The sequence below is a fragment of the Variovorax sp. 679 genome (assembly GCF_003952185.1).
Taxonomy (GTDB): Bacteria; Pseudomonadota; Gammaproteobacteria; order Burkholderiales; family Burkholderiaceae_C; genus Variovorax.
Genome location: NZ_RXFS01000005.1, coordinates 155816 through 176934 on the forward strand (window position 1 = coordinate 155816; position 21119 = coordinate 176934).

Consider the following 21119-nt stretch of genomic DNA (forward strand, 5'->3'; position numbering starts at 1 on the left):
GCTCAAGTTGAGAATTGCTCTCATCTAGAATGCCCGCCATGGAGTTCCCGATGCAAGAACATGCCGTGTTGCTGCGGGCCTATGCCCGCGTGCAGGAGCGCTGCTCGCGCCTGCTGGTCGAACAGGCCGCGCTCGTCGAAAGGCTCGAAGCGCAGATCGTGCGTTTGCGCGGTGCGCTGGTGGCGCGAGATTCGGCCATTGCCATCGTGCGCGAGGAGCTTGCCGCCCGCGCCTCGGCGGGCGGTGCGCTGCCCAAGCGGCTGAGTGCGCTGCTGTCGCCGGGCAGCAGGCGTCATCTGGCGATCCCGCCGCAGTCGCAGGCGACTGCTGACCTGCGCGAGAAGGCCGTGCTGTGCGTCGGCCATGAAGAAGAAGCGCCTTCGCTCGCGCGCCAGCTGGTCGAGATTGCCGGCGGCCGCTACCTGCACCACGACGGCGGCGACGATGCGGACGATCCCGCGCTGGAAGCCAGCCTGCGCGCGGCCGACCTCGTGATCTGCCAGACCGGCTGCGTGAGCCACGACGCCTACTGGCGCGTGCAGGACCACTGCCGGCGCACCGGCAAGCCCTGCGTGCTGGTGGGCGAGCCGCAGCCGATGCTTTTTGTGCGGCATCCGGCCGCGGCAGCGGAAAACGCCTAGCCGGCCAGCCAGTTCGTCACTTTGCCTGCGTCGTGCGAGAACAGGCGCCAGGTGGTCGCACCGGTCGGCAGCACCAGCGGCAGCCTGATCAGCTTGCGGTCGCGCGCGACGATGGCCGTGCACTTCGTCGCGTCGCCCAGGTAGAGCGCCAGGTCGTCGAGCTTGGTGATCCGCCATGCCTGCGCAGGCCGCTGCTGGCCCTTCTTGCCGGCGGCGGGCAGCTCGATGCCGATCCACTCGTCGTTCGCGGAAAAACCGGCCTTCTCGGCCGCGCCGCCGCGCAGCACCACCTTCACCTGTACGCCGCCGTTGGCCTCGGCCACGCGCAGGCCGAGAGCCTGCGCCTGCTGCGACGGGTCTTCGAGCGTGGCCACGCCATGCACGCGCAGCAGTTGCGAGAGCGGAAGCTCCTCGGTCGAATGAACCCAGCGCGCCAGTTCCAGCGCGTAGGAGCGGCCGCCCATGGCTTCGAGCGCGGCGGCGACGTCGTCCTCGGAGATGGGCCCGCCGTCGCTCTTCGTCCACAGCCGGCGCATCACGTCGTCGAGCGAGCCCTTGCCTTCATGGCGCAGCGTGAGGTCGAAGCACAGCGCCACCAATGCACCCTTGGTGTAGTAGCTCACCGTGCTGTTGGGCGTCTGCTCGTCCTGGCGGTAGTACTTGACCCAGGCGTCGAAGCTCGCGTCGGCCACCGGCTGCACCAGCCGGCCCGGCGTCTGCATGACCTGGTTGATGGTCTTGTTCAGCAGGCGCAGGTAGGCCGTGTCGTCGATGCGACCGGCGCGCCGCAGCAGCAGGTCGTCGTAGTAGCTGGTGAAGCCCTCGAAGAACCACAGCAGCTGCGTGTAGTTCTCCTGGCTGTAGTCGTAGCGCGCGAACTCGGCCGGCCGCATGCGCTTGACGTTCCAGGTGTGGAAGTACTCGTGGCTGATGAGGCCCATCAGCGTGATGTAGCCGTCGGGCTGCTTCTTCTTTTCGCCGCGCTGGGGCAGGTCGCGGCGGTTGCAGATCAGCGCGGTGGAGTGGCGGTGTTCGAGCCCGCCGTAGCCGTCGTCGACCGCGTTGAGCATGAACACGTAGCGGTCGATCGGCGGCTTCGGCCCGCCGCGCTTGCCGACCTTGTCTCCGTGCCAGAAGCGCATCTCGGCTTCGCAGATGGCCTTGGTGTCGGCGATGAGCCTGTCGCCGTCGAACGAGGCCGCGGCGCCTGCGACCACGAAGCGGTGCGGCACGCCGCAGGCTTCGAATTCGGCGCTCCAGAAGGCGCCCATCTCGACCGGGCTGTCGGCCAGCTCGTCGTAGCCCGAGGCCTGGTAGCTGCCGAAGCCGTGCCTGTCGGCCTTCAGCGGCGCGAGCGCGGTGGCGCACGACCAGCGCGCGGCGTCGTCGGCCAGCGCGGGCGCGACGATCTCCAGCGCATGCGGCGTCTCGGTCTGGCCCTCGACGCGCAGGCACACGCTGGTGCCGTTGAAGAAACCGCGCTCGGCATCGAGCCAGGCGGTGCGCACCGAGTTGTCGTACGCGCAGACCTGGTAGTTCAGCACCAGCGGCTGGCCGGGCGTGCATTCGACGAGCCAGCTGCACTTGTCGAGCTGCGTCAGCGCCGGCTTGCGGCGGCCCTGGGTGGCGCGCAGGCCCTGCAGGTTCTTGGCGAACTCGCGCACCAGGTAGCTGCCCGGAATCCACACCGGCAGCGACACGCGCTGCTGTGCGGCGGGCGCGTCGATGGTGAGCGTGACGGCGAACAGGTGCGCATGCGGATCGGCGCATTCGACGCGGTAGCGCACGCCCGCCACGTGCTGCGTTGGAGCCTTCGTCGCCATCAGCTGGACGAAGCCGCGAGTTGCTTCTCGACCTGCTCCGCGGGAATGGCACCCGGCGTGCGCGTGCCGTCGCTGAAGATCAGCGTGGGCGTGCCGGTGATGTTGTACTTGCGGCCGAATTCGACGTTGCGCTGCAGCGCGGTCACGTCGCAGCTGCCCGGCGCGGTGGCCGGCTTGGTACTGGCTTCCATCCAGTCGCTCCAGGCCTTGCCCTTGTCCTTGCTGCACCAGATGTCGCGCGACTTGACGTTCGAATCGGGGCCGAGCACCGGGTACAGGAACAGGTACACGGTGACGTTGTCGACCGTCTTCATGTCCTTCTCGAAGCGCTTGCAGTAGCCGCAGTTCGGGTCTTCGAACACCGCGAGCTTGCGCTTGCCGTTGCCGCGCACGATCTTGATCGAGTCCTTCAGCGGCAGCTGGTCGAAGGCGACGGCGCTGAGCTTCTCGATGCGCTCCTCGGTCAGGTTCTTGCGCGCCTTCACGTCGATCATGTTGCCCTGGATGAGGTAGTTGCCCTGCTCGTCGGTATAGAAGATCTGCGAGCCGTTCACGCGCACTTCATAGACGCCCGGAATCGGCGACTTCGACACTTCGTCGATGGCGGGGAACTGCGGAATGCGCGAGGGCAGGTTCTTGCGGATCTCGGCTTCGCCGGCGGTGGCGGCCACGACCGCGCCCAGCGTGCAGGCGGCGAGTAGAAGGTTGCGTACGAGTGTCATCGGGAGATCCGTTGGTCCGGTTCTGAAGATAGAGAAATGCGGCGCAGGCATCAGGCTTTCAGGCCCATGGCCTGGGCCGTGATCCAGCGCTTGACGAGGCGCGTGCGGTCGAAGCCGCGCATGCCCCAGTTGCGCAACGCGGGCAGCGGGCCCAGGTTGTGCGCGAAGAGTTGCTGCAATCCGTCGGTCGCGAGGCTCATCTGCAGCACGTCGGCGCGACGGGCGCGTTCGTAGCGGCGCAGCAGGCGTGCATCGCCCACGCTGCGCCAGTAGTCGCGGTTCTTGATCACGTCGGCCAGCTCGGCGGCATCGGCCAGGCCCAGGTTCAGGCCCTGGCCGGCCAGCGGGTGCACCGTGTGGGCCGCATCGCCGGCCAGCGCCCAGGAGCGGTTGGGCTGTCCGGGCATGGCGCCGGTCCATCGGTCGGCGATGGCGCGGGCCAGCGGCCAGGCGCCGCGCTCGCTGACGAGCTTGAGCGCGCCGAGCGAGTTGTGGCTGGCTTCGGTGATCGCGGCGCCGAATTCGTCGGCGCCCTGCGCGAGCAGCTCGGGCGCGCGCAGCTGGTCGACCGACCACACCAGCGCGACCGTCTTGCCATGCGTGCCGTCGAGCGGCAGCAGCGCGAGCACCTCGCCCTTGTCGTTGAACCACTGGCGCGCGATGCCGTCGTGCGTCTGCGCGGCTTCCATTCGCGCCGCGATCGCATGCTGCGGATAGCGCGTGACTTCGTAGCTCACGCCGAGGGTCTCGCGCGTGGTGCTGGCCTTGCCTTCGCACACCACGGTGAGCGGGGCGGCCACGGGCTCGGCCACCACTTCGATGAGCGGCTGGAAGCGCACCGCGTCCGCCAGTTGCCGCTCGAGCGCGGGCACGTCGACGATCCAGGCCAGCGCCTCGACCTTCTGGCGCACGGCGCTGAACTGGACCCGACCGCCTTCGTCGCCATGCACGAGCATTTCTCGCACGGCCGTGGCGTGGGCCGCGTCGGGCCAGGCGCGCAGCGATTCGAGCAGCGTGCGGGAGGCGGTGTTGAGCGCGTAGGCGCGGATGTCTTCCTTGCCCTGCGTGGCCGGCGGCACCACCAGCGCGACGCGCACGCGTTCGCGTGCGAGCAGCAGGGCCAGCGTGCGGCCTACGATGCCGGCGCCGCGAATGCAAACTTCTGGGGGGAGGGCCATCGAAGGATTGTATGGATTACGCCCACCCCCAGGCTGCGCGCACTTCGTGTCGCTTCGCCAACCCCCTCACGGGGGCGATACCAGCGGCCCGGCGAAGCCGGTTCCGCGGCATCCCTGGAAGGAACCGGGTATTTTCGAAAGCTGCGGGACAATCGCGGCCGAATTCCAAGGAACCCCCACCGTGTCCCAGCCTGCTTTCGACCTCGAAGCCACCATCTCGCGCCTGTTCGTCTATCCGGTCAAGTCCTGCGCCGGCGTCGAGCTCCCCGAAATGCTGCTGACCGAGACGGGGCTGGAGTTCGACCGGGCCTGGATGGTGGTCGACGCGCAGGGTGAATTCGTCACGCAGCGGCAGCTGCCGCGCATGGTGCTCATCAAGCCGCAGATGAAGCACACGGAAGTGGTGCTGCGCGCGCCCGGCATGCTGGCGCTGCACCTGGCCTTCGACCGCGTCGAGAAGCCGGTGCGGGTGCGCGTGTGGAAGGACGAGGTGGCCGCCTACGACATGGGCGACATCGCCGCGCAGTGGTTCAGTGACTTCCTCTCGGAGCCAGGCAAGCCGCAGACCCTGCGCCTCGTGCGCTTCGACCCCGAGCAGAAGCGCCTGTCGAGCATGAAGTGGACCGACGGCGTCGAGGCGGAAAACCAGTTCGCCGACGGCTACCCGCTGCTGGTGGCAAGCGAAGGCTCGCTGGCGGAGCTCAACGACCGCCTCGCCGCGCAGGGCCATGGCGCCGTGGGCATCGAGCGCTTCCGTCCCAACATCGTGCTGGCCGGCATCGAGTCGCACGACGAGGACCGGGTCGACGCGTTGCACATCTCCACCGGCGAAGGCGGGGCCGAGCTTCGCCCCGTCAAGCCCTGCACGCGCTGCCCGATTCCCGATATCGACCCGGCCACGGCTCTCAGCAGCCCCGAGGTCGGCAACACGCTGCGCACCTACCGCGCCGACGCGCGGGTGGATGGCGGCATCACCTTCGGCATGAACTGCATCGTGATCCAGGGCGTGGAGCACACGCTCAAGGTGGGGCAGTCCGTGGGCGCGAACTACAAGTTCGAATGATCGGCGGCGCCCTGCCGGCGCCTCAGAACTTCACCCCAGCGACCAGGATGATGTTCGCGTAGGGCGTGCACTCGCCCGTGCGCACCATGGCGCGTGCCTTGGCCGTGCGGCGCTTGAATTCCTCGTGCGACACCGTCTGCGGCTCGATGCCCAGCGACTGCGGATACCAGTCCGGCAGCTTCTTCGTATCGCCACCCAGTGCTTCGTCGGCCACGACGATGCCTTCCACCTGCATTTCCGACAGCACGGCCTGCAGCACGTCGTTCAGCAGCGGCACGCCGCGCGCCACCGCAAGGTCGATGCGTCGCGGGCCGTCGGGAATGGGCAGGCCGGCGTCGCCGAGCACGAGCATGTCGCCGTGGCCCAGCGAGGCGATCACGTGGGACAGTTCCGCGTGCAGCAGGGGAGAGCGTTTCACAGCTTGATCCAGTCGGGAGGCATGGGGCTGCGCAGAACGGCGTCGCGCTGCGGAATGGATGGCTGGGCACCGGGCTGCTGGATGCACAGCGCGGCGGCGCGTATGCCGAGGCGCACGGCCTCGTCGAAGGACTGGCCTTCGCCCAGCGCAACCGCGAGCGCGCCCAGGAAGGTGTCGCCGGCGGCCGTGGTGTCGACCGCCTGCACCTTCGGCGCGGGATGATGGCGCGCGCCGTCGGCATCGACCGCCACCGCGCCGCGCGAGCCGAGCGTGACCACCACGCGCGCGATGCCCTTGGCGCGCAGCGCCTGGCCGGCCTGCGCCGCCTCCTGCGGGCTGTCGGCGGACTGACCGCACAGCGTCTGCGCCTCGATCTCGTTGACGACCAGCGTGTCGATCAGCGGCCACAGCGGCTCGGCAATCGCCTGCACGGGCGACGGGTTCAGCAGCACCTTGCAGCCCGCGCCGTGCGCCACGGCGATGGCGCGCGCGACCTGCTCCATGGGCGTCTCGAACTGCGCCACGAGAAAGGCGGCGCCCTGCACCTGCTGCCTCAGCGAGGCTTCGTCGACCTCTACCCGGGCATTGGCGCCGGGGATCATCACGATGCGGTTCTGGCCGCCGTCCTCCACGAGGATCAGCGCCGTGCCGGTGGGCTCGCCGGCCACGGTGCGCAGCGCGGCGGTGTCGATGCCGTCGCGCTGCAGCGCATCGCGCAGGGCCGTGCCGTGCGCGTCGTCGCCTACGCAGCCGATCATCCGGACCCGGCCGCCTTCGCGCGCGCAGCTCACGGCCTGGTTGGCGCCCTTGCCGCCGGGAATGGTGGCGATCGAGTGGCCCAGCAGGGTTTCGCCAGCGGCCGGCGCATGCGGCACGCGCAGCACCAGGTCCATGTTGAGGCTGCCGAGCACCACGATGCGCGGTGCCTGGGCTGGGCTGCTGGAGGAAGGCTTCAGGCTCACGGGGTGCGGGACTTTCGGGTTTGCGTGGACGGCGTTTCGGTCGGGGCAGGGGCGGCGGGCTCGCGGAAGCTCGCGTGCCGCGCGGTCGAAGCGCGCACGCACAGCTCGGGCTGCAGAACCACCTTGCGCGCGTCGCGGCGCTTGCCGCCGACGCGCTCGAGCAGCATGTCGACCGCCAGCGCGCCGATGCGTTCCTTGGGCTGCGCCACGGTGGTGAGCGCAGGGCTGGTGTAGGCCGAGAGTTCGATGTCGTCGAAGCCGACGATAGAGAGCTCGTCGGGCACGCGCACGCCGCTTTCATGCGCGGCGCGCAGTGCGCCGATGGCCATCAGGTCGTTGCAGACGAAGACGGCGGAGGGCTTCTGTTCGGTGCGCAGGATGGCGTGCATCGCCTCGTAGCCGCCCTGGCTGGTGAAGCCGCCGCGCCACAGCAGCGTATCGGTATTGGCGATGCCGGGCGCGGCGCCGGCCTCGGCCAGCGCCATGCGCCAGCCTTCGATGCGCTGCTCGCTGGGCATCACGCCCACCGGACCGCCGATGCAGGCGATACGCTTGTGGCCCAGCGACAGCAGGTGCCGCACTGCGAGCAGGCCGCCTTGCATGTGCGCGGTTTCCACCAGGTCGCAGGCCGTGTCGGCAATCTCGCGGTCGACCAGCACGGTCGGCATGCGCAGGCCGCGCAGCTGCTTCATCAGGGAGTCTTCGTCGCCGGTGCCGGTCGACACCACGATGAGCCCGTCGATGCGGCGCTCGGCCAGCACCTGCAGGTACACGCTCTGGCGGTGGGGCTCGTCGTCGGTGTTGCACAGCACCAGCGTGTAGCCGGCGCCGAAGCAGCGGTCTTCCACGATGCGCACGATCTCGGCGAAGTAGGGGTTCGAGCTGTTGGGAATCAGCATGCCCAGCGTCGAGGTGGTGTTGCTCTTCAGGCTGCGGGCCATTGCGTTGGGCACGTAGCCCAGTTCGCGGATGGCGAGCTCCACGCGCTCGCGCACCTTGGCGCTCACGTGGCGGGTGTCGTTGACCACGTGCGAGACGGTGGTGACCGACACCTCCGCCTTCAGCGCGACGTCCTTGATGGTGGCCATGTTCTTTCCTGTTCCTGGATGAGGGGCGTCGTCAGGCCAGCCGGCGTTCCGCGCGGCGCTGGCGCAGCGTGTCGATGATGACGGCCACGACGATCACCGCGCCGGTGATGATGCGTTTGCTCGGTTCGCTCGCCCCGACTTGCGCAAGGCCTGCTTCCAGCACCGCGATGATCAGCACGCCGAAGAAGGTGTTGATGACCGAGCCGCGCCCGCCCATCAGGCTGGTTCCGCCGATGACCACGGCCGCGATCACCTGCAGCTCGATGCCGACGCCGGCGTTCGGGTCGGCGGCCTCGAGGCGCGCCGACTGCATCAGGCCCGCGAGCCCGGCCAGCAGCCCGGTGACGGCGAACACGATGATGCGGATCGGGCGCGGGTCGACGCCCGCCAGGCGCATCGCTTCTTCATTGGTGCCGATGCCCACCACGTGGCGGCCGAACACGGTGCGCGTGAGCACCATCTGCCCGGCGATCACCAGCAGCACCGCCAGCACGAAGGCCGCCGAGATGCCGCCGACCCACGGCGCGGCCAGGCCCGAGATGGCGTCGCCCACGTACTGCGTGCGCGAATCGGTCACGAGGTAGGCGCCGCCGCGCACCGCCTCGAGCATGCCCAGCGACACGATGAAGCTCGGCAGCCGCCACGCCACCGACACCGCGCCGGTGACCGTGCCGCAGACCAGCCCGGTGGCCAGGCCGAGCGCCGCGGCCAGCGGCACCGAGAGCTTCCATTCGAGGATGGCGGCCGCCGTGACGGCCGCGCTCAGCGCCAGCACCGAGCCCACCGACAGGTCGATGCCCGCGATGATCAGCACGAAGGTCATGCCGACCGCCATGACGGCCAACGCGGGAATCTCGTTCGCGATGGAGACGAAGGTCTCGCGCGTCAGGAAGTATTCGCTGAGCGATCCGAAGAGCGCGATCATGCCCACGAGCACGACCGTCAGGCCCAGGTAGGTGCCGAGCTGGCCCTTGAGCGCGGAAGGCGAGGGCTTCGGGGTGGAGGTTGGGGGGGCGGCAGCGTTCATGGTGTGTCGGCGGTGACCGGGGTCGGAACGGAAACGGGAGATACCGTCGGCGGGTTGGCGGCGCGTCCTGTCGCGTCGCTGAATGCTGCGGCTAGCAGCGATTGCTCGGTCCACTCGCCGCGCTCGAACACGGCGACGAGGCGGCCGGCGCTCATCACGCCGATGCGGTCGCACATGGCCATCAGCTCGCGCAGGTCGCTCGACACCATCAGCAGGGCCTTGCCGGCGTCGGTCATGCGGTCGAGTTCGGCATACAGGTCGGCGCGTGCGCCCACGTCCACGCCGCGCGTGGGTTCGTCGAGCAGCAGCACCTTGCATTCGCGATGCAGCCAGCGCGCGAAAACCACCTTCTGCTGGTTGCCACCGCTGAGCGTGGAAACCGGCTGCTCGATGCTGCGCGAGCGGATGCGCAGCAGTTCCACCAGCTTCTGCGCGATGCCGCGTTCCTTTGCGCGCTGCAGCCAGCCTGCGTGCGAGATCGCGCCCAGGTCGCTCAGCGTGGCGTTGACGCGGATCGATTGCGGCAGCAGCAGGCCCTGCGACTTGCGGTCTTCGGTGACCAGGCCGATGCCGGCGCGGATGGCCTGCATCGGCGAGCGCCAGCCCTTGCGCGCGTGCTGCACGGGCTGGTTGTTTTCATGGAGCGTGATCTCGCCGCGATCGGCGCGGTCGGCGCCGAACAGCAGCCGTACAAGCTCGGTCCGGCCCGAGCCGACCAGGCCGGCCAGGCCCATGACTTCGCCCGCGTGCAGGTCGATGTCGACGTCGCGCACGACCTGCGCCCGACCGATGCCGCGCGCACTCAGCAGCAGGGGGCCCGCCACGCGGCGGTCGCGGCCCTCGTGCTCGTGCACCTCGCGGCCGACCATGCGCTGCACCAGCTCGGATTCGCGCACGCCGGCCATGGCGCGCACGTCCACCAGCCGGCCGTCGCGCAGCACCGCCACGCGGTCGGCGATGCGCTGAAGCTCTTCGAGGCGGTGAGAAACGTAGACGATGGCCACGCCGCGCGCCTTCAGCAGGTCGATCTGCTCGAACAGGTGCGAGGTTTCGCGCGGGGTGAGCATGGCGGTGGGCTCGTCGAGCACCAGCACGCGCGTGTCGTCCAGCAGGTTGCGCGCGATCTCCACCATCTGCTGCTGGCCGATGCCCAGCCGCGCCACGGGCGTGGCCGGGTCGATGTTCTCCATGCCGATCTTCGCGAGCTGGCGCGCGGCCAGCTCGTGCAGCTTGGCGCGGCGGATCCAGCCGGTCTTGTTGGGCAGGCGGTCGAGCAGCAGGTTCTCGGCCACCGACAGCGTGGTGACGAGGCCGAGCTCCTGCATGACCATGCGCACGCCCAGCCGCTCGGCATCGCGGCGCGAGCCGGGCGCAAAAGGCTTGCCGTCGAGCAGCATCTGGCCGCGCGTGGGCTGCACCAGGCCGCAGACGATCTTCGACAGCGTGCTCTTGCCGGCGCCGTTCTCGCCCGTGAGGGCCAGCACTTCGCCAGCGTTGAGCACGAGCGAGACGTCGTCCAGCACCGGCGCCGCATAGTCCTTGCCGATGTTGGTGAGCGAAAGCACTGGCGCGCTGCGATTGTTGTTAGCCATCGATGGCAACCTTATTCCAGAAACACCACGGAACCGGCTTTGCCGGGCCGTTGGTGTTGCCCCCGGTAGGGGGTTGGCGAAGCGACACGAAGTGCGCGAAGCCTGGGGGCGAGCAACATCTACTTCGAATCTTTGGTGACCAGCACCACGTCGGTCTTCACCTCGGCGGGCATCTCCGACTGCTTCTTCTTGTCGGCGATGGCCTTCAGCGCGGTCTCGATGCCGAACACGGCCTGCTTGGCGGCGAACTGGTCGGCCGTGGCGAGCACGCGGCCGTCCTTCAGCATGGGCTTGATGGCGCCGATGTTGTCGTAGCCAACGACCAGCACCTTGCCGGTCTTGCCGGCTGCCTTGACCGCGGCCACGGCGCCCAGCGCCATGCTGTCGTTGCCGGCGAGCAGCGCCTTCAGGTCGGGGTGCTCGCGCATCATGCCGGCGGCGACCGTGTTGCCCTTGTCGATTTCCCACTGGCCCGACTGCACGCCCACCACCGTCACGCCAGCGGCCTTCATCGCATCTTGATAACCCAGCGTGCGCTGCTGCGCATTGAAGGTGGTCGACACGCCTTCGATGATGCCGACCTTGTCGCCGGCCTTCAGCTCCTTGGCGAGCGCGTCGCCCACCAGCTTGGCGCCGGCGCGGTTGTCGGGGCCGACGAAAGGCACCTGGATGCCCTTTTCCTTCAGTGCCGCGGCGTCGAACTGGTTGTCGATGTTGACCACCAGGATGCCCTTGTCGATGGCCGCCTTGACCACCGGCACCAGCGCCTTCGAATCGGCCGGCGCGATGACCAGCGCGTTGATCTTCTGCGCCACCATCTGCTCGACCATCTTGATCTGGGCGGCGGTGTCGGTCTCGTCCTTGATGCCGTTGGCCACCAGCGTGTATTGGGCGGCGTTGGCCTTCTGGTGCGCCTTGGCGCCGTCTTCCATGGTGCGGAAGAACTCGTTGGCCAGCGACTTCATGACCAGCGCGACCTTGGGCTTGTCCTGGGCGAAGGCGGGCGTTCCGGCCATGGCGCCCAGCAGCGTCAGTGCGGCAGCGCTTTGCAGGGTACGGCGGGTGAACTTCATGGTGAATGTCTCCTGGGATTGGTTGATCGGAACAACGGTGCGCCGGTCTTGGCCGGGGCGCCGATGTTAACTGACGGAAACGTTTGCGCAAACGTTTGCCAGTCGGTGCTAACCCTGATCGACGAAGGCGGTTTGCGGCGGCTCGAAGACCTGTCGAACGGGCATGGAGACATGCTCGCCTAAAATTGCGGGTTACCCAAGAGGACCTCCCATGAGTTTGCAATGCGGCATCGTCGGCCTGCCCAATGTCGGTAAATCCACCCTTTTCAATGCGTTGACCAAGGCCGGCATCGCGGCGGAAAACTATCCCTTCTGCACCATCGAGCCCAACGTGGGCGTGGTGGAAGTGCCCGACCCCCGCCTCGACCAGCTCGCCGAGATCGTCAAGCCCGAGCGCGTGGTGCCCGCCATCGTCGAGTTCGTCGACATCGCCGGTCTGGTGGCCGGCGCCAGCACCGGTGAAGGCCTGGGCAACAAGTTCCTGGCCCACATCCGCGAGACCGATGCCACCGTGAACGTGGTGCGCTGCTTCGACGACGAGAACGTGGTGCACGTGGCCGGCAAGGTCGACCCGATCTCCGACATCGAAGTGATCCAGACCGAGCTGTGCCTGGCCGACCTGGCCACGGTCGAGAAGGCGCTGCACCGCCACACCAAGGTGGCCCGCTCGGGCGACAAGGACGCGCAGAAGCTCGTCGGCCTGCTCGAACGCTGCCAGGCCGCGCTGAACGAGAACACGCCGGTGCGCGCGCTCGAGTTCACCAAGGAAGAACAGCCGCTGGTCAAGAGCTTCACGCTGATCACCGCCAAGCCCGCGATGTTCGTGGGCAACGTGGCGGAAGACGGCTTCGAGAACAACCCGTACCTCGACCGCCTGCGCGAATACGCGGCCAAGCAGGGCGCGCCCGTGGTCGCCATCTGCGCCAAGATCGAAGCCGACCTGGCCGAGATGGACGATGAGGACAAGAAGATGTTCCTCGCCGAAATCGGCCAGGAAGAACCGGGCCTGAACCGCCTGATCCGCGCCGCCTTCAAGCTGCTGGGCCTGCAGACCTACTTCACCGCCGGCGTGAAGGAAGTGCGCGCCTGGACCATCCACATCGGCGACACCGGCCCGCAGGCCGCCGGCGTGATCCACGGCGACTTCGAGAAGGGCTACATCCGCGCCCAGACCATCGCGTTCGAGGACTACATCGCCTTCAAGGGCGAGCAGGGCGCGAAGGACGCGGGGAAGATGCGTTCGGAAGGCAAGGAATACGTCGTCAAGGATGGCGACGTGATGAACTTCCTTTTCAGCTCCTGATTCCCGCCGGGAGAATGCCCCGCTGATGAGCAGTCCCAAGATCGTCATCATTGCGGGCCCCAACGGCGCGGGCAAGACCACCTTCGCCCGCGCCTTCCTTCCTCAGGAGGCGCAGGTCTCGCGCTTCATCAACGCCGACCTCATTGCCGCGGGGCTTTCGCCTTTCGCTCCGGAAGCGGAAGCAATCAAGGCCGGTCGCCTGATGCTGGAAGAGATCGCAGAGTGCGTCCGGCGCCGGGAGAGCTTTGCATTCGAGACCACGCTGGCGGGTCTGAGCTATCTGCGTCACATCGGTGCGTGGAAGGCGTCGGGCTATCACGTGAGCCTTTTCTTTCTGGCTCTCCCGACTGCAGAATTCGCAATAGCGCGCGTGGCGGAGCGTGTCCGGCAGGGCGGGCATCACATCCCTGAAGATGTGATTCGTCGCCGCTTCGATGCGGGGCGTCGCAACTTCGAAGACAGCTATCGTGCCGCAGTGGATGCGTGGGCGCTCTACGACAACGCCGGCGAAGAGCCGGCTCTCATCGAATGGGGAGAAGCATCGTGATCAGTGATCAACTTGCGAAAGCAAAGGACAAGGATCTGGCAGCTTCGCTGATCGCGATCCGGCGTGCCGCGCGGGCGGCGCGTGAAGCCGCGGTGCGCACCAACACTGCCATCGTGGTGCAGCGAGGCCAGAAGCCGGTTCGCATCACGGCCGAAGAACTGCGCAAGGCCGGAGTGAAGTAGGCCGGGACGCCGGCACCTGCTGTTGCTGGCCCGGTGGCTGCGCCGGTTTGTTGGATAGACTCCGCGCGCCCCGACTTTCCTTGCCAGTCCCACACACATGCTCACCGTCCACCACCTCAACAACTCGCGCTCGCAGCGCGTGCTCTGGCTGCTCGAAGAGCTGGAGTTGCCCTACGAGATCGTTCACTACCAGCGCGATCCTCAAACCATGTTGGCGCCCGCTTCGCTGCGGGCCATTCATCCGCTGGGAAAGTCACCGGTTGTCACGACGGATGACGGACAGACGCTCGCGGAATCGGGCGCGATCATCGAGACGCTGATCGAGCGCTACGGTAACGGTCGCCTTGCACCTGCAGCAGATTCGCCGGACGCGTTGCGCTATCGCTACTGGCTGCATTTCGCCGAAGGCACCGCGATGTCGCCACTGCTGCTCAAGCTGGTGTTCGATCGCCTCGAGACTGCAAAGATGCCCTTCTTCGCGAAGCCGATCGCCAAGGCCATCGCGGCAAAGACGAAGTCGGCGTTCATCAATCCGAACATCGCGAGCCACCTGAACTACATGGAAGCCGAGCTCGGCAAGAGCGAGTGGTTCGCGGGCGACGCGTTCACCGGCGCGGACATCCAGATGAGCTTCGTGGTCGAGGCCTCCCGGGCGCGCGGCGGGCTCGATGCGAAGCGGCCGAAGCTGCTGGCGTACCTGGAGCGCATCCATGCGCGTCCCGCGTACAAGCGCGCACTCGAACGTGGCGGGCCCTACGAACTGCTGAACTGAGGGGCCGGAGTCCGGGCCTCAGGACGGGAACACGTACAGCAGCGCAACCGTCATCGTGACGTAGCGCAGGAACTTCCCGATGGCCATGTAGGCCACGCAAGGCCAGAAGGGCAGCTTGAGCCAGCCTGCCACCGCGCACAGCGGGTCGCCCACCAGCGGCAGCCAGCTCAGCAGGCAGGCCTTCGGGCCGAGCTTCTCGAGCCAGCCCAGAACGCGCACATGGTGTTTCGAGTGCGAGTATTTGTCGGCCACCTTGTGCGCGCCGTAGCCCATCCACCAGTCGACTGCGCCGCCCAGCGTGTTGCCTACGGTCGCCACTGCGATGGCTGGCCAGAACATCTCGGGGTTGAGCTTGAGCAACCCGAAGAGAAAGGGCTCGGAGCCCACCGGCAGAAGCGTGGCCGAGACGAACGCCGCCACGAACAAGGTCGAGAGACCGTACTGCGGCAATGCCAGCAGCGCCAAGAGTGAATCGAGCCAGGCTTCCATAAGGTCGGCGCAGTATAGGCAGCGGCGGTGCTGCAACCGCACTGGAGAAAGCCCCGGAACGCACCGGTGTTTGTACGGGTACCCAGGGCGCAAATCGTTTCAGTCGCTGAAATGCGGCGTGGCTACAATCGTGCCTCATTTTTCAGCAGCCGAACGCGCACGCTCCCCTTTCAAAATGACCTTGCAGATCGGCAACCACACGCTGGAAAACCGCCTGTTCGTCGCGCCCATGGCCGGCGTGACGGACCGGCCCTTCCGCATGCTGTGCCGCGAGCTCGGCGCCGGTTATGCGGTCAGCGAGATGGTCACGTCGCGCAAGGAGCTCTGGGGCTCGCTCAAGACATCGCGCCGCGCGAACCATGATGGCGAGCCAGGCCCCATTGCGGTGCAGATCGCAGGCACCGATGCGGCCATGATGGCCGAGGCTACGGTCTACAACATCGAGCGCGGTGCGCAGATCATCGACATCAACATGGGTTGCCCGGCCAAGAAGGTCTGCAACAAATGGGCGGGCTCTGCATTGATGCGCGACGAGCCGCTGGCGCTCGAGATCGTGCAGGCGGTGGTCGATGCCGCCCAGCCCTTCGGCGTGCCGGTCACGCTCAAGATGCGCACCGGCTGGAGCGAAGAACACCGCAACGCGGTGAAGCTCGCGCGCGACTTCGAATCGGCCGGCGTGCAGATGCTCACCGTGCATGGGCGCACGCGCGAGCAGGGCTACAAGGGCTTTGCCGAATACGAAACCATTGCCGCCGTGAAGGCCGCGGTGCGCATTCCGGTGGTGGCCAACGGCGACATCCGCTCGCCCGAGAAGGCGCGCGACGTGCTCGCGGCCACCGGCGCCGACGCCGTGATGGTCGGCCGCGCTGCGCAGGGCCGCCCGTGGATCTTCCGCGAGATTGCGCACTTCCTGGAAACCGGCACGCATCGCGCGCCACCGCTGGTGGTGGAAGTGCGCCGCTTGCTGCTCGACCATCTCGTGGAGCACTATGCGCTCTACGGCGACTACAGCGGTGTGCGCACGGCGCGCAAGCACATCGGCTGGTACGTGCGCACGCTGCCCGACGGCGAAGCGTTCCGCGCACGCATGAATCTCATCGAGGACTGTGCCGAGCAGCTGCGCGCGGTCGGCGACTATTTCGACGGGCTTGCGGACCGCATGGACCGCATGCCCGTGCAGCACCTGGCGGACGAAGAGGCGTCGCCGGGTGAAGAGGAGGCGGCCTGCGCCGTCGATTGAAAAAAAGAGAAGAAGCAATGAGCAAGAAACATATCGAGGACTGCGTGCGCACCAGTCTGGACAGCTACTTTCGCGATCTGCGCGGCACCGAACCCGACGGCATGTACGAAATGCTCGTGCGCGTGGTCGAGAAACCCTTGCTCGATGTCGTGATGACGCGCGCCGAGGGCAACCAGTCGAAGGCCGCGCAGTGGTTGGGCCTGAATCGCAATACGCTCCGCAAGAAATTGGTCGAGCACAAACTTTTGAAATAACTCCACGGCATATCCAATGGCCCAGACTGCACTCATCTCCGTTTCCGACAAGACCGGCATTCTCGAATTCGCCCAGGCGCTGCATGCGCTGGGCATCAAGTTGCTGTCCACCGGCGGCACCGCCAAGCTGCTGGCCGATGCCGGCCTGCCCGTCACCGAGGTGGCCGACCACACCGGCTTTCCCGAAATGCTCGACGGCCGCGTGAAGACGCTGCACCCGAAGATCCACGGCGGCCTGCTCGCGCGCCGCGACCTGCCCGCGCACGTGGCCGCCATCAAGGAACACGGCATCGACACCATCGACCTTCTGGTGGTCAACCTGTATCCGTTCGAGGCCACCGTGGCCAAGCCCGGCTGCACGCTGGAAGACGCGATCGAGAACATCGACATCGGCGGTCCGGCCATGGTGCGCAGCGCGGCCAAGAACTGGAAGGACGTGGGCGTGCTGACCGACGCGTCGCAATACGCGGTGGCGCTGGCCGAACTGAAGGCCGACGGCAAGCTCAGCGACAAGACCAAGTTCGCGTTCTCGGTGGCCGCGTTCAACCGCATCGCCGACTACGACGGTGCGATCAGCGACTACCTCTCTGCCATCGACTTCGACGCCAGCATCGGCCAGCCCGCGCCCAAGCGCTCGCTGTTCCCGGCGCAGAGCAATGGCCGCTTCGTGAAGGTGCAGGACCTGCGCTACGGCGAGAACCCGCACCAGCAGGCCGCGTTCTACCGCGACCTGTACCCGGCGCCCGGCTCGCTGGTGTCGGCGAAGCAGCTGCAAGGCAAGGAGCTGAGCTACAACAACATCGCCGATGCCGACGCGGCGTGGGAATGCGTGAAGAGCTTCGACGTGCCGGCCTGCGTGATCGTGAAGCACGCCAATCCCTGCGGCGTTGCCATCGGCAAGGATGCGGCCGAGGCTTACTCGAAGGCTTTCAAGACTGATCCGACCTCGGCCTTCGGCGGCATCATCGCCTTCAACCGCCCTGTGGACGGCGCGACCGCGCAGGAAATCGCCAAGCAGTTCGTCGAAGTGCTGATGGCGCCGGGCTACACGCCCGAGGCGCTCGAAGTGTTCCAGGCCACCAAGGCCAAGCTCAACGTGCGCGTGCTCGAGATCGCGCTGCCCAAGGGCGGAGCTACCGACTGGGACAACGGCCGCAACGCGATGGACGTGAAGCGCGTCGGCTCGGGCCTGCTGATCCAGACGGCCGACAACCACGAACTCGCGGCGAGCGACCTCAAGGTGGTCAGCAAGAAGCAGCCCACACCACAGCAGCTGCAGGACCTGCTGTTCGCATGGAAGGTCGCGAAGTACGTGAAGAGCAACGCGATCGTGTTCTGCGCCAACGGCATGACGATGGGCGTGGGCGCGGGCCAGATGAGCCGCCTCGATTCGGCGCGCATCGCCAGCATCAAGGCCGAGCATGCAGGCCTGTCGCTGAAGGACACGGCCGTGGCCAGCGACGCCTTCTTCCCGTTCCGCGACGGCCTCGACGTGGTGGTCGATGCGGGCGCGAGCTGCGTGATTCAGCCGGGCGGCTCGATGCGAGACCAGGAAGTGATCGACGCCGCCGACGAGCGCGGCGTGGTGATGGTGCTGTCGGGCGTGCGCCACTTCCGCCATTGAGATCCCGCCGCTGAAGCGGTGCGGCCGGGCCGTTCGCTAGCGTTTTGCCGCTGGCGTACGCGACCCGGCTTTTTTCTTGGCCGGTACGGCCTCGTCGCCAGCCTGCGCGGCGCCCGCCAGCAGCGACATGAAGAAGTCCAGCGTGCCCGCCATCGTCTTCGCGGTCGACTGGCGCGACAGGCTCCATTCCGGAAAGTGACCATCCACCGCCATGCGCGCCAGGCCGTAGACCAGCGCGCGCGCGGCGATCTGCGCATGCGCGGCATCGGCACTCGACGCATTGCCGTTCTGTGCGAAGGCTTCGTCGAACAGCTTGCGCATCTGCGCACGGATCGTTTCGTTGTCGCTGCGCAGGCTCGGTGAGCTGTCGTAGTCGATCAGCGAGCGTTCGCTGATGACACGGAAGTGCGTCGGGTTCGTGCGCGCCCATTCGATGTAGGCGTGGCCTATGGCGCCGAAGAGCACCAGCGGCGGTGCGTCGGCCGCGGTCGCCACAGCCTCTTCCACATGCGCGCGCAGCCGTTGGGTCGCCTGCTCGGCCACCGCCGTCAGCAGCGCGGTCTTGGTGGCGAAGTGCCGAAAGGGCGCGCCCGGCGACACGCCTGCGCGCTTGGCGGCCTCGCGCACGCTGAGCTTGTCGAGCCCGTCGCGTTCGATCAGCTCCACGGCTGCTTCGATCAGAGCTTCACGCAGGTTGCCGTGGTGATAGGCGCGGGTTTCGGGGGCGGGCGGAGAAGAAGAGCGGGTGGCCATGCGGTGGAGCTTGCATCAGTCCATGTAATCAATGCTTATTTTGCGCTAGACTGCGCTTCGCCGCGATGTATGCATTGATTACATGATGCGGCAATCCGATTTCTTCACTCATCATTTCGACTGGAGTTTCCATGCGCATCCGTCTTGCTTTTCTGTTCGCCGCGGCCCTCTGGGCAGGTGCGGCATCGGCCCAGGAATCCGCGCCGACATTGCAGATCGTCTGGCCGCCCGAGGGCTCCACCGTGCAACTGGGCAGCGATGCCGAGCGCGCCATCGGCGTGGTCGTGCAGAGCAACTACAGGCTGCTGGCGGCCGGGCAGTGCGGCAGCGACAGGCGCTGCGGCCACATCCACATGAAGATCGATCCCGAGGGCGACACCTGCAACCTGCCGGGCCGTCCCTACAACAGCATGAACAGCGATTTCGGTGGAGAGCTGATCAAGGCGCGCTTCGGCCCGTGCCCGTCACCGACGGGGGAACACGTGATCGGAATCCTGCTGGCCGATGATCACCACAGGCCGATCCTTGTGGACGGCAAGCCCGTGACGCGGCTCGTGAAGGTCACGACCCGCTAGGCGCCAGCCCGCTGGGGCTTACTCGTGCGTGCCGAAGCGGTATTTGAGCTGGAAGGTGACCGCACCGTACAGCCGGTTCTTGATCGTCGGCACGTAGGCGATATTGAGGCCCCAGTTCTTGCCTTCGATGGCCGCCACCGGAAGGATGGCCGGGAACCAGTTGCCGTTGCGGTAGTTCGGGTAGCCGTCGAAGCCGCCCACCACCGCACCGAACTTCACGCCATAGAACTCGAAGGGCAGCGCGTACAGGCCCACGTAGTTCGACTGCCGGCGATCGCTGTTGCGGAAGGTGCCCGCGGTGACACGGAAGGTGTCGTTCAGCGGGTACTCGAAGCCCAGCCCCTGGTTGACGTTCTCCAGGCCCTTGCCGCCGTCGAAGTGAGCCGAATAGAAGCCCGGGTTGATCCAGATGTTATTCGGGTCGAAGGACTCCTGCGCTGCCGCGAAGCCGGGAATGAGGAGAGCGATGCTCAAGACCGGCAACGTGCGCAGGGAGTTCATGGGCTAGGGTGTCCTGAAGATTTGTCGTGCTGCTTCGATGGTGGCGGCGATGTCGTCATCGCTGTGGGCTGCGCTCACGAAGCCTGCCTCGTAAAGCGCGGGGGCAATATACACGCCGCGATCCAGCAAACCGTGAAACAACGCATTGAATTTCGCGTTGTCGGTTGTCATCACGGTGGCATAGTTTTGCGGCAGCTCGTTCATCAGGAAGAAGCCGAACATGCCGCCTTCGCTGTCGGCGTTGAAGGGCCGGCCTTCGGCCTTCGCCGCGGCCTTCAGGCCGTCGACCAGCGAGCGCGTCTTCTTGCCGAGCGCTTCGTAGAAGCCGGGTTTCGCTATCTCTTTCAGCGTGGCGAGACCGCAGGCGGTGGCCACCGGGTTGCCCGACAGCGTGCCGGCCTGGTAGACCGGGCCCAGCGGCGCGAGCTGTTCCATGATCGCGCGCGGGCCGCCGAAGGCCGCCAGCGGCATGCCGCCGCCGATGACCTTGCCCAGCACGGTAAGGTCGGGCTTGATGCCCAGCACGCCTTGCGCGCCGTGCAGGCCGACGCGAAAGCCCGTCATCACCTCGTCGAACACCAGCAGCGCGCCGTGCTGCGTGCAGAGCTCGCGGCAGCGCTTGGCGAACTCGGGCGTGGCGCGCACGAAGTTCATGTTGCCGGCGATGGCTTCGATCATCAGGCAGGCGATGTCCTTGCCGTGCAGCGCGAAGGCTTCCTCGAGCTGCTGCAGGTTGTTGTACTCGAGCACGATGGTGTGCTGTACCACCTCGGGCGGCACGCCGGCGGAGGTCGGGTTGCCGAAGGTGGCGAGGCCGGAGCCGGCCTTCACCAGCAGCGCGTCGGCGTGGCCGTGGTAGCAGCCCTCGAACTTGACGATGCTCTTGCGGCCGGTGGCGCCGCGCGCCAGCCGCAGCGCGCTCATCGCGGCCTCGGTGCCCGAGCTCACGAGCCGCACCATCTCCATCGACGGCACCAGGGCGAGGATGGCCTCGGCCAGTTCGATCTCGCGTTCGGTCGGCGCGCCGTACGAGAAGCCCTCGAGCACGGCCTTCTGCACGGCCTCGACCACGGCGGGGTGGCCGTGGCCGAGGATCATCGGGCCCCAGGAGCCGATGTAGTCGATGTAGCGCTTGTCGTTGGCGTCCCAGAAGTAGGCGCCCTGCGCGCGCTGGATGAAGCGGGGCGTGCCTCCCACCGCCTTGAAGGCGCGCACGGGCGAGTTGACGCCCCCGGGGATCACGGCGCGGGCGCGCTCGAAAAGAATGTCGTTGCGGTCAGTGTGTGGCATCA

At 67.3% G+C, this 21119-nt stretch carries 23 protein-coding genes; 10 read left to right on the forward strand and 13 right to left on the reverse strand.

The features are described from left to right. The first annotated feature begins 50 nt into the window (after positions 1–50). On the forward strand, positions 51–641 hold the full coding sequence (locus EJO71_RS13970; protein WP_125949488.1) for a DUF2325 domain-containing protein: 591 nt from the start codon (positions 51–53) through the stop codon (positions 639–641). On the opposite strand, the gene EJO71_RS13975 is transcribed toward EJO71_RS13970, so the two are convergent. Genes EJO71_RS13975 through EJO71_RS13985 form a run of 3 tightly spaced genes read right to left on the reverse strand, consistent with a single transcriptional unit; the run spans position 638 to position 4364 of the window. Beyond that, on the reverse strand, positions 638–2464 hold the full coding sequence (locus tag EJO71_RS13975) for a M61 family metallopeptidase (protein WP_125949487.1): 1827 nt from the start codon (positions 2462–2464) through the stop codon (positions 638–640). The genes EJO71_RS13970 and EJO71_RS13975 overlap by 4 nt on opposite strands. Beyond that, positions 2464–3186 (reverse strand): DsbC family protein, encoded by a 723-nt coding sequence (locus tag EJO71_RS13980; protein WP_125949486.1) that lies wholly within the window; start codon positions 3184–3186, stop codon positions 2464–2466. Before EJO71_RS13980 ends, EJO71_RS13975 begins: the two co-directional genes overlap by 1 nt. Before the next feature lie 50 nt (positions 3187–3236). Next, complete coding sequence (locus tag EJO71_RS13985) at positions 3237–4364, reverse strand: FAD-dependent monooxygenase (protein ID WP_125949485.1); 1128 nt, start codon at positions 4362–4364, stop codon at positions 3237–3239. A 181-nt stretch (positions 4365–4545) separates the two neighbouring features. Between EJO71_RS13985 and EJO71_RS13990 the strand changes: the two genes are divergently transcribed. After that, entirely contained in the window at positions 4546–5427 is an 882-nt protein-coding gene (locus EJO71_RS13990; protein WP_125949484.1) for an MOSC N-terminal beta barrel domain-containing protein, read from the forward strand. A gap of 22 nt (positions 5428–5449) precedes the next feature. On the opposite strand, the gene rbsD is transcribed toward EJO71_RS13990, so the two are convergent. From rbsD to EJO71_RS14020, 6 genes are all read right to left on the reverse strand, one after another. Beyond that, positions 5450–5845: a D-ribose pyranase gene (rbsD, locus tag EJO71_RS13995; RefSeq protein ID WP_125949483.1), complete on the reverse strand. Its 396-nt coding sequence runs from the start codon at positions 5843–5845 to the stop codon at positions 5450–5452. Next, the gene (rbsK, locus tag EJO71_RS14000; RefSeq protein ID WP_125949482.1) at positions 5842–6807 is read right to left on the reverse strand and encodes a ribokinase; all 966 of its coding nucleotides are present in this window, start codon (positions 6805–6807) and stop codon (positions 5842–5844) included. The genes rbsD and rbsK overlap by 4 nt, the downstream gene beginning before the upstream one ends. Next, positions 6804–7895 (reverse strand): substrate-binding domain-containing protein, encoded by a 1092-nt coding sequence (locus EJO71_RS14005; protein WP_125949481.1) that lies wholly within the window; start codon positions 7893–7895, stop codon positions 6804–6806. The genes rbsK and EJO71_RS14005 overlap by 4 nt, the downstream gene beginning before the upstream one ends. Positions 7896–7926: 31 nt before the next feature. Beyond that, positions 7927–8922 carry an ABC transporter permease gene (locus EJO71_RS14010; RefSeq protein WP_125949480.1) on the reverse strand — a complete coding sequence of 332 codons (996 nt, stop codon included), beginning with the start codon at positions 8920–8922 and terminating at the stop codon, positions 7927–7929. Next, positions 8919–10514 (reverse strand): sugar ABC transporter ATP-binding protein, encoded by a 1596-nt coding sequence (locus EJO71_RS14015; RefSeq protein WP_125949479.1) that lies wholly within the window; start codon positions 10512–10514, stop codon positions 8919–8921. The genes EJO71_RS14010 and EJO71_RS14015 overlap by 4 nt, the downstream gene beginning before the upstream one ends. A 119-nt stretch (positions 10515–10633) precedes the next feature. Further along, positions 10634–11587 carry a sugar ABC transporter substrate-binding protein gene (locus EJO71_RS14020; RefSeq protein WP_125949478.1) on the reverse strand — a complete coding sequence of 318 codons (954 nt, stop codon included), beginning with the start codon at positions 11585–11587 and terminating at the stop codon, positions 10634–10636. A gap of 211 nt (positions 11588–11798) precedes the next feature. Here EJO71_RS14020 and ychF point away from each other — a divergent pair, with 211 nt between their 5' ends. From ychF to EJO71_RS14040, 4 genes are all read left to right on the forward strand, one after another. Then, a complete protein-coding gene (gene ychF, locus EJO71_RS14025) occupies positions 11799–12890 on the forward strand; it encodes a redox-regulated ATPase YchF (protein WP_125949477.1) in 1092 nt (363 codons plus the stop codon). Positions 12891–12915: 25 nt separating this feature from the next. Beyond that, on the forward strand, positions 12916–13437 hold the full coding sequence (locus tag EJO71_RS14030) for a zeta toxin family protein (protein WP_125949476.1): 522 nt from the start codon (positions 12916–12918) through the stop codon (positions 13435–13437). Continuing rightward, a complete protein-coding gene (locus tag EJO71_RS14035; RefSeq protein WP_125949475.1) occupies positions 13434–13619 on the forward strand; it encodes a hypothetical protein in 186 nt (61 codons plus the stop codon). The genes EJO71_RS14030 and EJO71_RS14035 overlap by 4 nt, the downstream gene beginning before the upstream one ends. A gap of 97 nt (positions 13620–13716) precedes the next feature. Next, positions 13717–14391 carry a glutathione S-transferase gene (locus EJO71_RS14040; protein ID WP_125949474.1) on the forward strand — a complete coding sequence of 225 codons (675 nt, stop codon included), beginning with the start codon at positions 13717–13719 and terminating at the stop codon, positions 14389–14391. A gap of 18 nt (positions 14392–14409) precedes the next feature. Here the strand turns inward: EJO71_RS14040 and EJO71_RS14045 are convergent, their stop codons facing one another. Continuing rightward, complete coding sequence (locus tag EJO71_RS14045; protein WP_125949473.1) at positions 14410–14880, reverse strand: YqaA family protein; 471 nt, start codon at positions 14878–14880, stop codon at positions 14410–14412. A gap of 175 nt (positions 14881–15055) precedes the next feature. Here EJO71_RS14045 and dusB point away from each other — a divergent pair, with 175 nt between their 5' ends. Genes dusB through purH form a run of 3 tightly spaced genes read left to right on the forward strand, consistent with a single transcriptional unit; the run spans position 15056 to position 17998 of the window. After that, complete coding sequence (gene dusB / locus EJO71_RS14050) at positions 15056–16120, forward strand: tRNA dihydrouridine synthase DusB (protein WP_125949472.1); 1065 nt, start codon at positions 15056–15058, stop codon at positions 16118–16120. A gap of 17 nt (positions 16121–16137) precedes the next feature. After that, complete coding sequence (locus EJO71_RS14055; RefSeq protein WP_007838304.1) at positions 16138–16374, forward strand: Fis family transcriptional regulator; 237 nt, start codon at positions 16138–16140, stop codon at positions 16372–16374. A gap of 16 nt (positions 16375–16390) precedes the next feature. Then, positions 16391–17998 (forward strand): bifunctional phosphoribosylaminoimidazolecarboxamide formyltransferase/IMP cyclohydrolase, encoded by a 1608-nt coding sequence (gene purH / locus EJO71_RS14060; RefSeq protein ID WP_125949471.1) that lies wholly within the window; start codon positions 16391–16393, stop codon positions 17996–17998. A gap of 36 nt (positions 17999–18034) precedes the next feature. On the opposite strand, the gene EJO71_RS14065 is transcribed toward purH, so the two are convergent. Then, positions 18035–18751 carry a TetR/AcrR family transcriptional regulator gene (locus tag EJO71_RS14065; protein ID WP_125949470.1) on the reverse strand — a complete coding sequence of 239 codons (717 nt, stop codon included), beginning with the start codon at positions 18749–18751 and terminating at the stop codon, positions 18035–18037. A gap of 131 nt (positions 18752–18882) precedes the next feature. Between EJO71_RS14065 and EJO71_RS14070 the strand changes: the two genes are divergently transcribed. Then, positions 18883–19326, forward strand: coding sequence for a hypothetical protein (locus tag EJO71_RS14070; RefSeq protein WP_125949469.1), 444 nt, complete (start codon positions 18883–18885; stop codon positions 19324–19326). Between the two features lie 18 nt (positions 19327–19344). On the opposite strand, the gene EJO71_RS14075 is transcribed toward EJO71_RS14070, so the two are convergent. After that, positions 19345–19827 carry a hypothetical protein gene (locus EJO71_RS14075; protein WP_125949468.1) on the reverse strand — a complete coding sequence of 161 codons (483 nt, stop codon included), beginning with the start codon at positions 19825–19827 and terminating at the stop codon, positions 19345–19347. A 3-nt stretch (positions 19828–19830) separates the two neighbouring features. After that, the gene (hemL, locus tag EJO71_RS14080) at positions 19831–21117 is read right to left on the reverse strand and encodes a glutamate-1-semialdehyde 2,1-aminomutase (RefSeq protein ID WP_125949467.1); all 1287 of its coding nucleotides are present in this window, start codon (positions 21115–21117) and stop codon (positions 19831–19833) included. Positions 21118–21119 lie beyond the last annotated feature (2 nt).

Bases quoted from the DNA above. Each gene is read 5' to 3' on its own strand.
- EJO71_RS13970 (WP_125949488.1), top strand. From the start codon at position 51: ATGCAAGAACATGCCGTGTTGCTGCGGGCCTATGCCCGCGTGCAGGAG.
- EJO71_RS13975 (WP_125949487.1), bottom strand. From the start codon at position 2,464: ATGGCGACGAAGGCTCCAACGCAGCACGTGGCGGGCGTGCGCTACCGC.
- EJO71_RS13980 (WP_125949486.1), bottom strand. From the start codon at position 3,186: ATGACACTCGTACGCAACCTTCTACTCGCCGCCTGCACGCTGGGCGCG.
- EJO71_RS13985 (WP_125949485.1), bottom strand. From the start codon at position 4,364: ATGGCCCTCCCCCCAGAAGTTTGCATTCGCGGCGCCGGCATCGTAGGC.
- EJO71_RS14005 (WP_125949481.1), bottom strand. From the start codon at position 7,895: ATGGCCACCATCAAGGACGTCGCGCTGAAGGCGGAGGTGTCGGTCACC.
- EJO71_RS14010 (WP_125949480.1), bottom strand. From the start codon at position 8,922: ATGAACGCTGCCGCCCCCCCAACCTCCACCCCGAAGCCCTCGCCTTCC.
- EJO71_RS14015 (WP_125949479.1), bottom strand. From the start codon at position 10,514: ATGGCTAACAACAATCGCAGCGCGCCAGTGCTTTCGCTCACCAACATC.
- EJO71_RS14020 (WP_125949478.1), bottom strand. From the start codon at position 11,587: ATGAAGTTCACCCGCCGTACCCTGCAAAGCGCTGCCGCACTGACGCTG.
- ychF (WP_125949477.1), top strand. From the start codon at position 11,799: ATGAGTTTGCAATGCGGCATCGTCGGCCTGCCCAATGTCGGTAAATCC.
- EJO71_RS14030 (WP_125949476.1), top strand. From the start codon at position 12,916: ATGAGCAGTCCCAAGATCGTCATCATTGCGGGCCCCAACGGCGCGGGC.
- EJO71_RS14040 (WP_125949474.1), top strand. From the start codon at position 13,717: ATGCTCACCGTCCACCACCTCAACAACTCGCGCTCGCAGCGCGTGCTC.
- EJO71_RS14045 (WP_125949473.1), bottom strand. From the start codon at position 14,880: ATGGAAGCCTGGCTCGATTCACTCTTGGCGCTGCTGGCATTGCCGCAG.
- dusB (WP_125949472.1), top strand. From the start codon at position 15,056: ATGACCTTGCAGATCGGCAACCACACGCTGGAAAACCGCCTGTTCGTC.
- EJO71_RS14055 (WP_007838304.1), top strand. From the start codon at position 16,138: ATGAGCAAGAAACATATCGAGGACTGCGTGCGCACCAGTCTGGACAGC.
- purH (WP_125949471.1), top strand. From the start codon at position 16,391: ATGGCCCAGACTGCACTCATCTCCGTTTCCGACAAGACCGGCATTCTC.
- EJO71_RS14065 (WP_125949470.1), bottom strand. From the start codon at position 18,751: ATGGCCACCCGCTCTTCTTCTCCGCCCGCCCCCGAAACCCGCGCCTAT.
- EJO71_RS14070 (WP_125949469.1), top strand. From the start codon at position 18,883: ATGCGCATCCGTCTTGCTTTTCTGTTCGCCGCGGCCCTCTGGGCAGGT.
- EJO71_RS14075 (WP_125949468.1), bottom strand. From the start codon at position 19,827: ATGAACTCCCTGCGCACGTTGCCGGTCTTGAGCATCGCTCTCCTCATT.
- hemL (WP_125949467.1), bottom strand. From the start codon at position 21,117: ATGCCACACACTGACCGCAACGACATTCTTTTCGAGCGCGCCCGCGCC.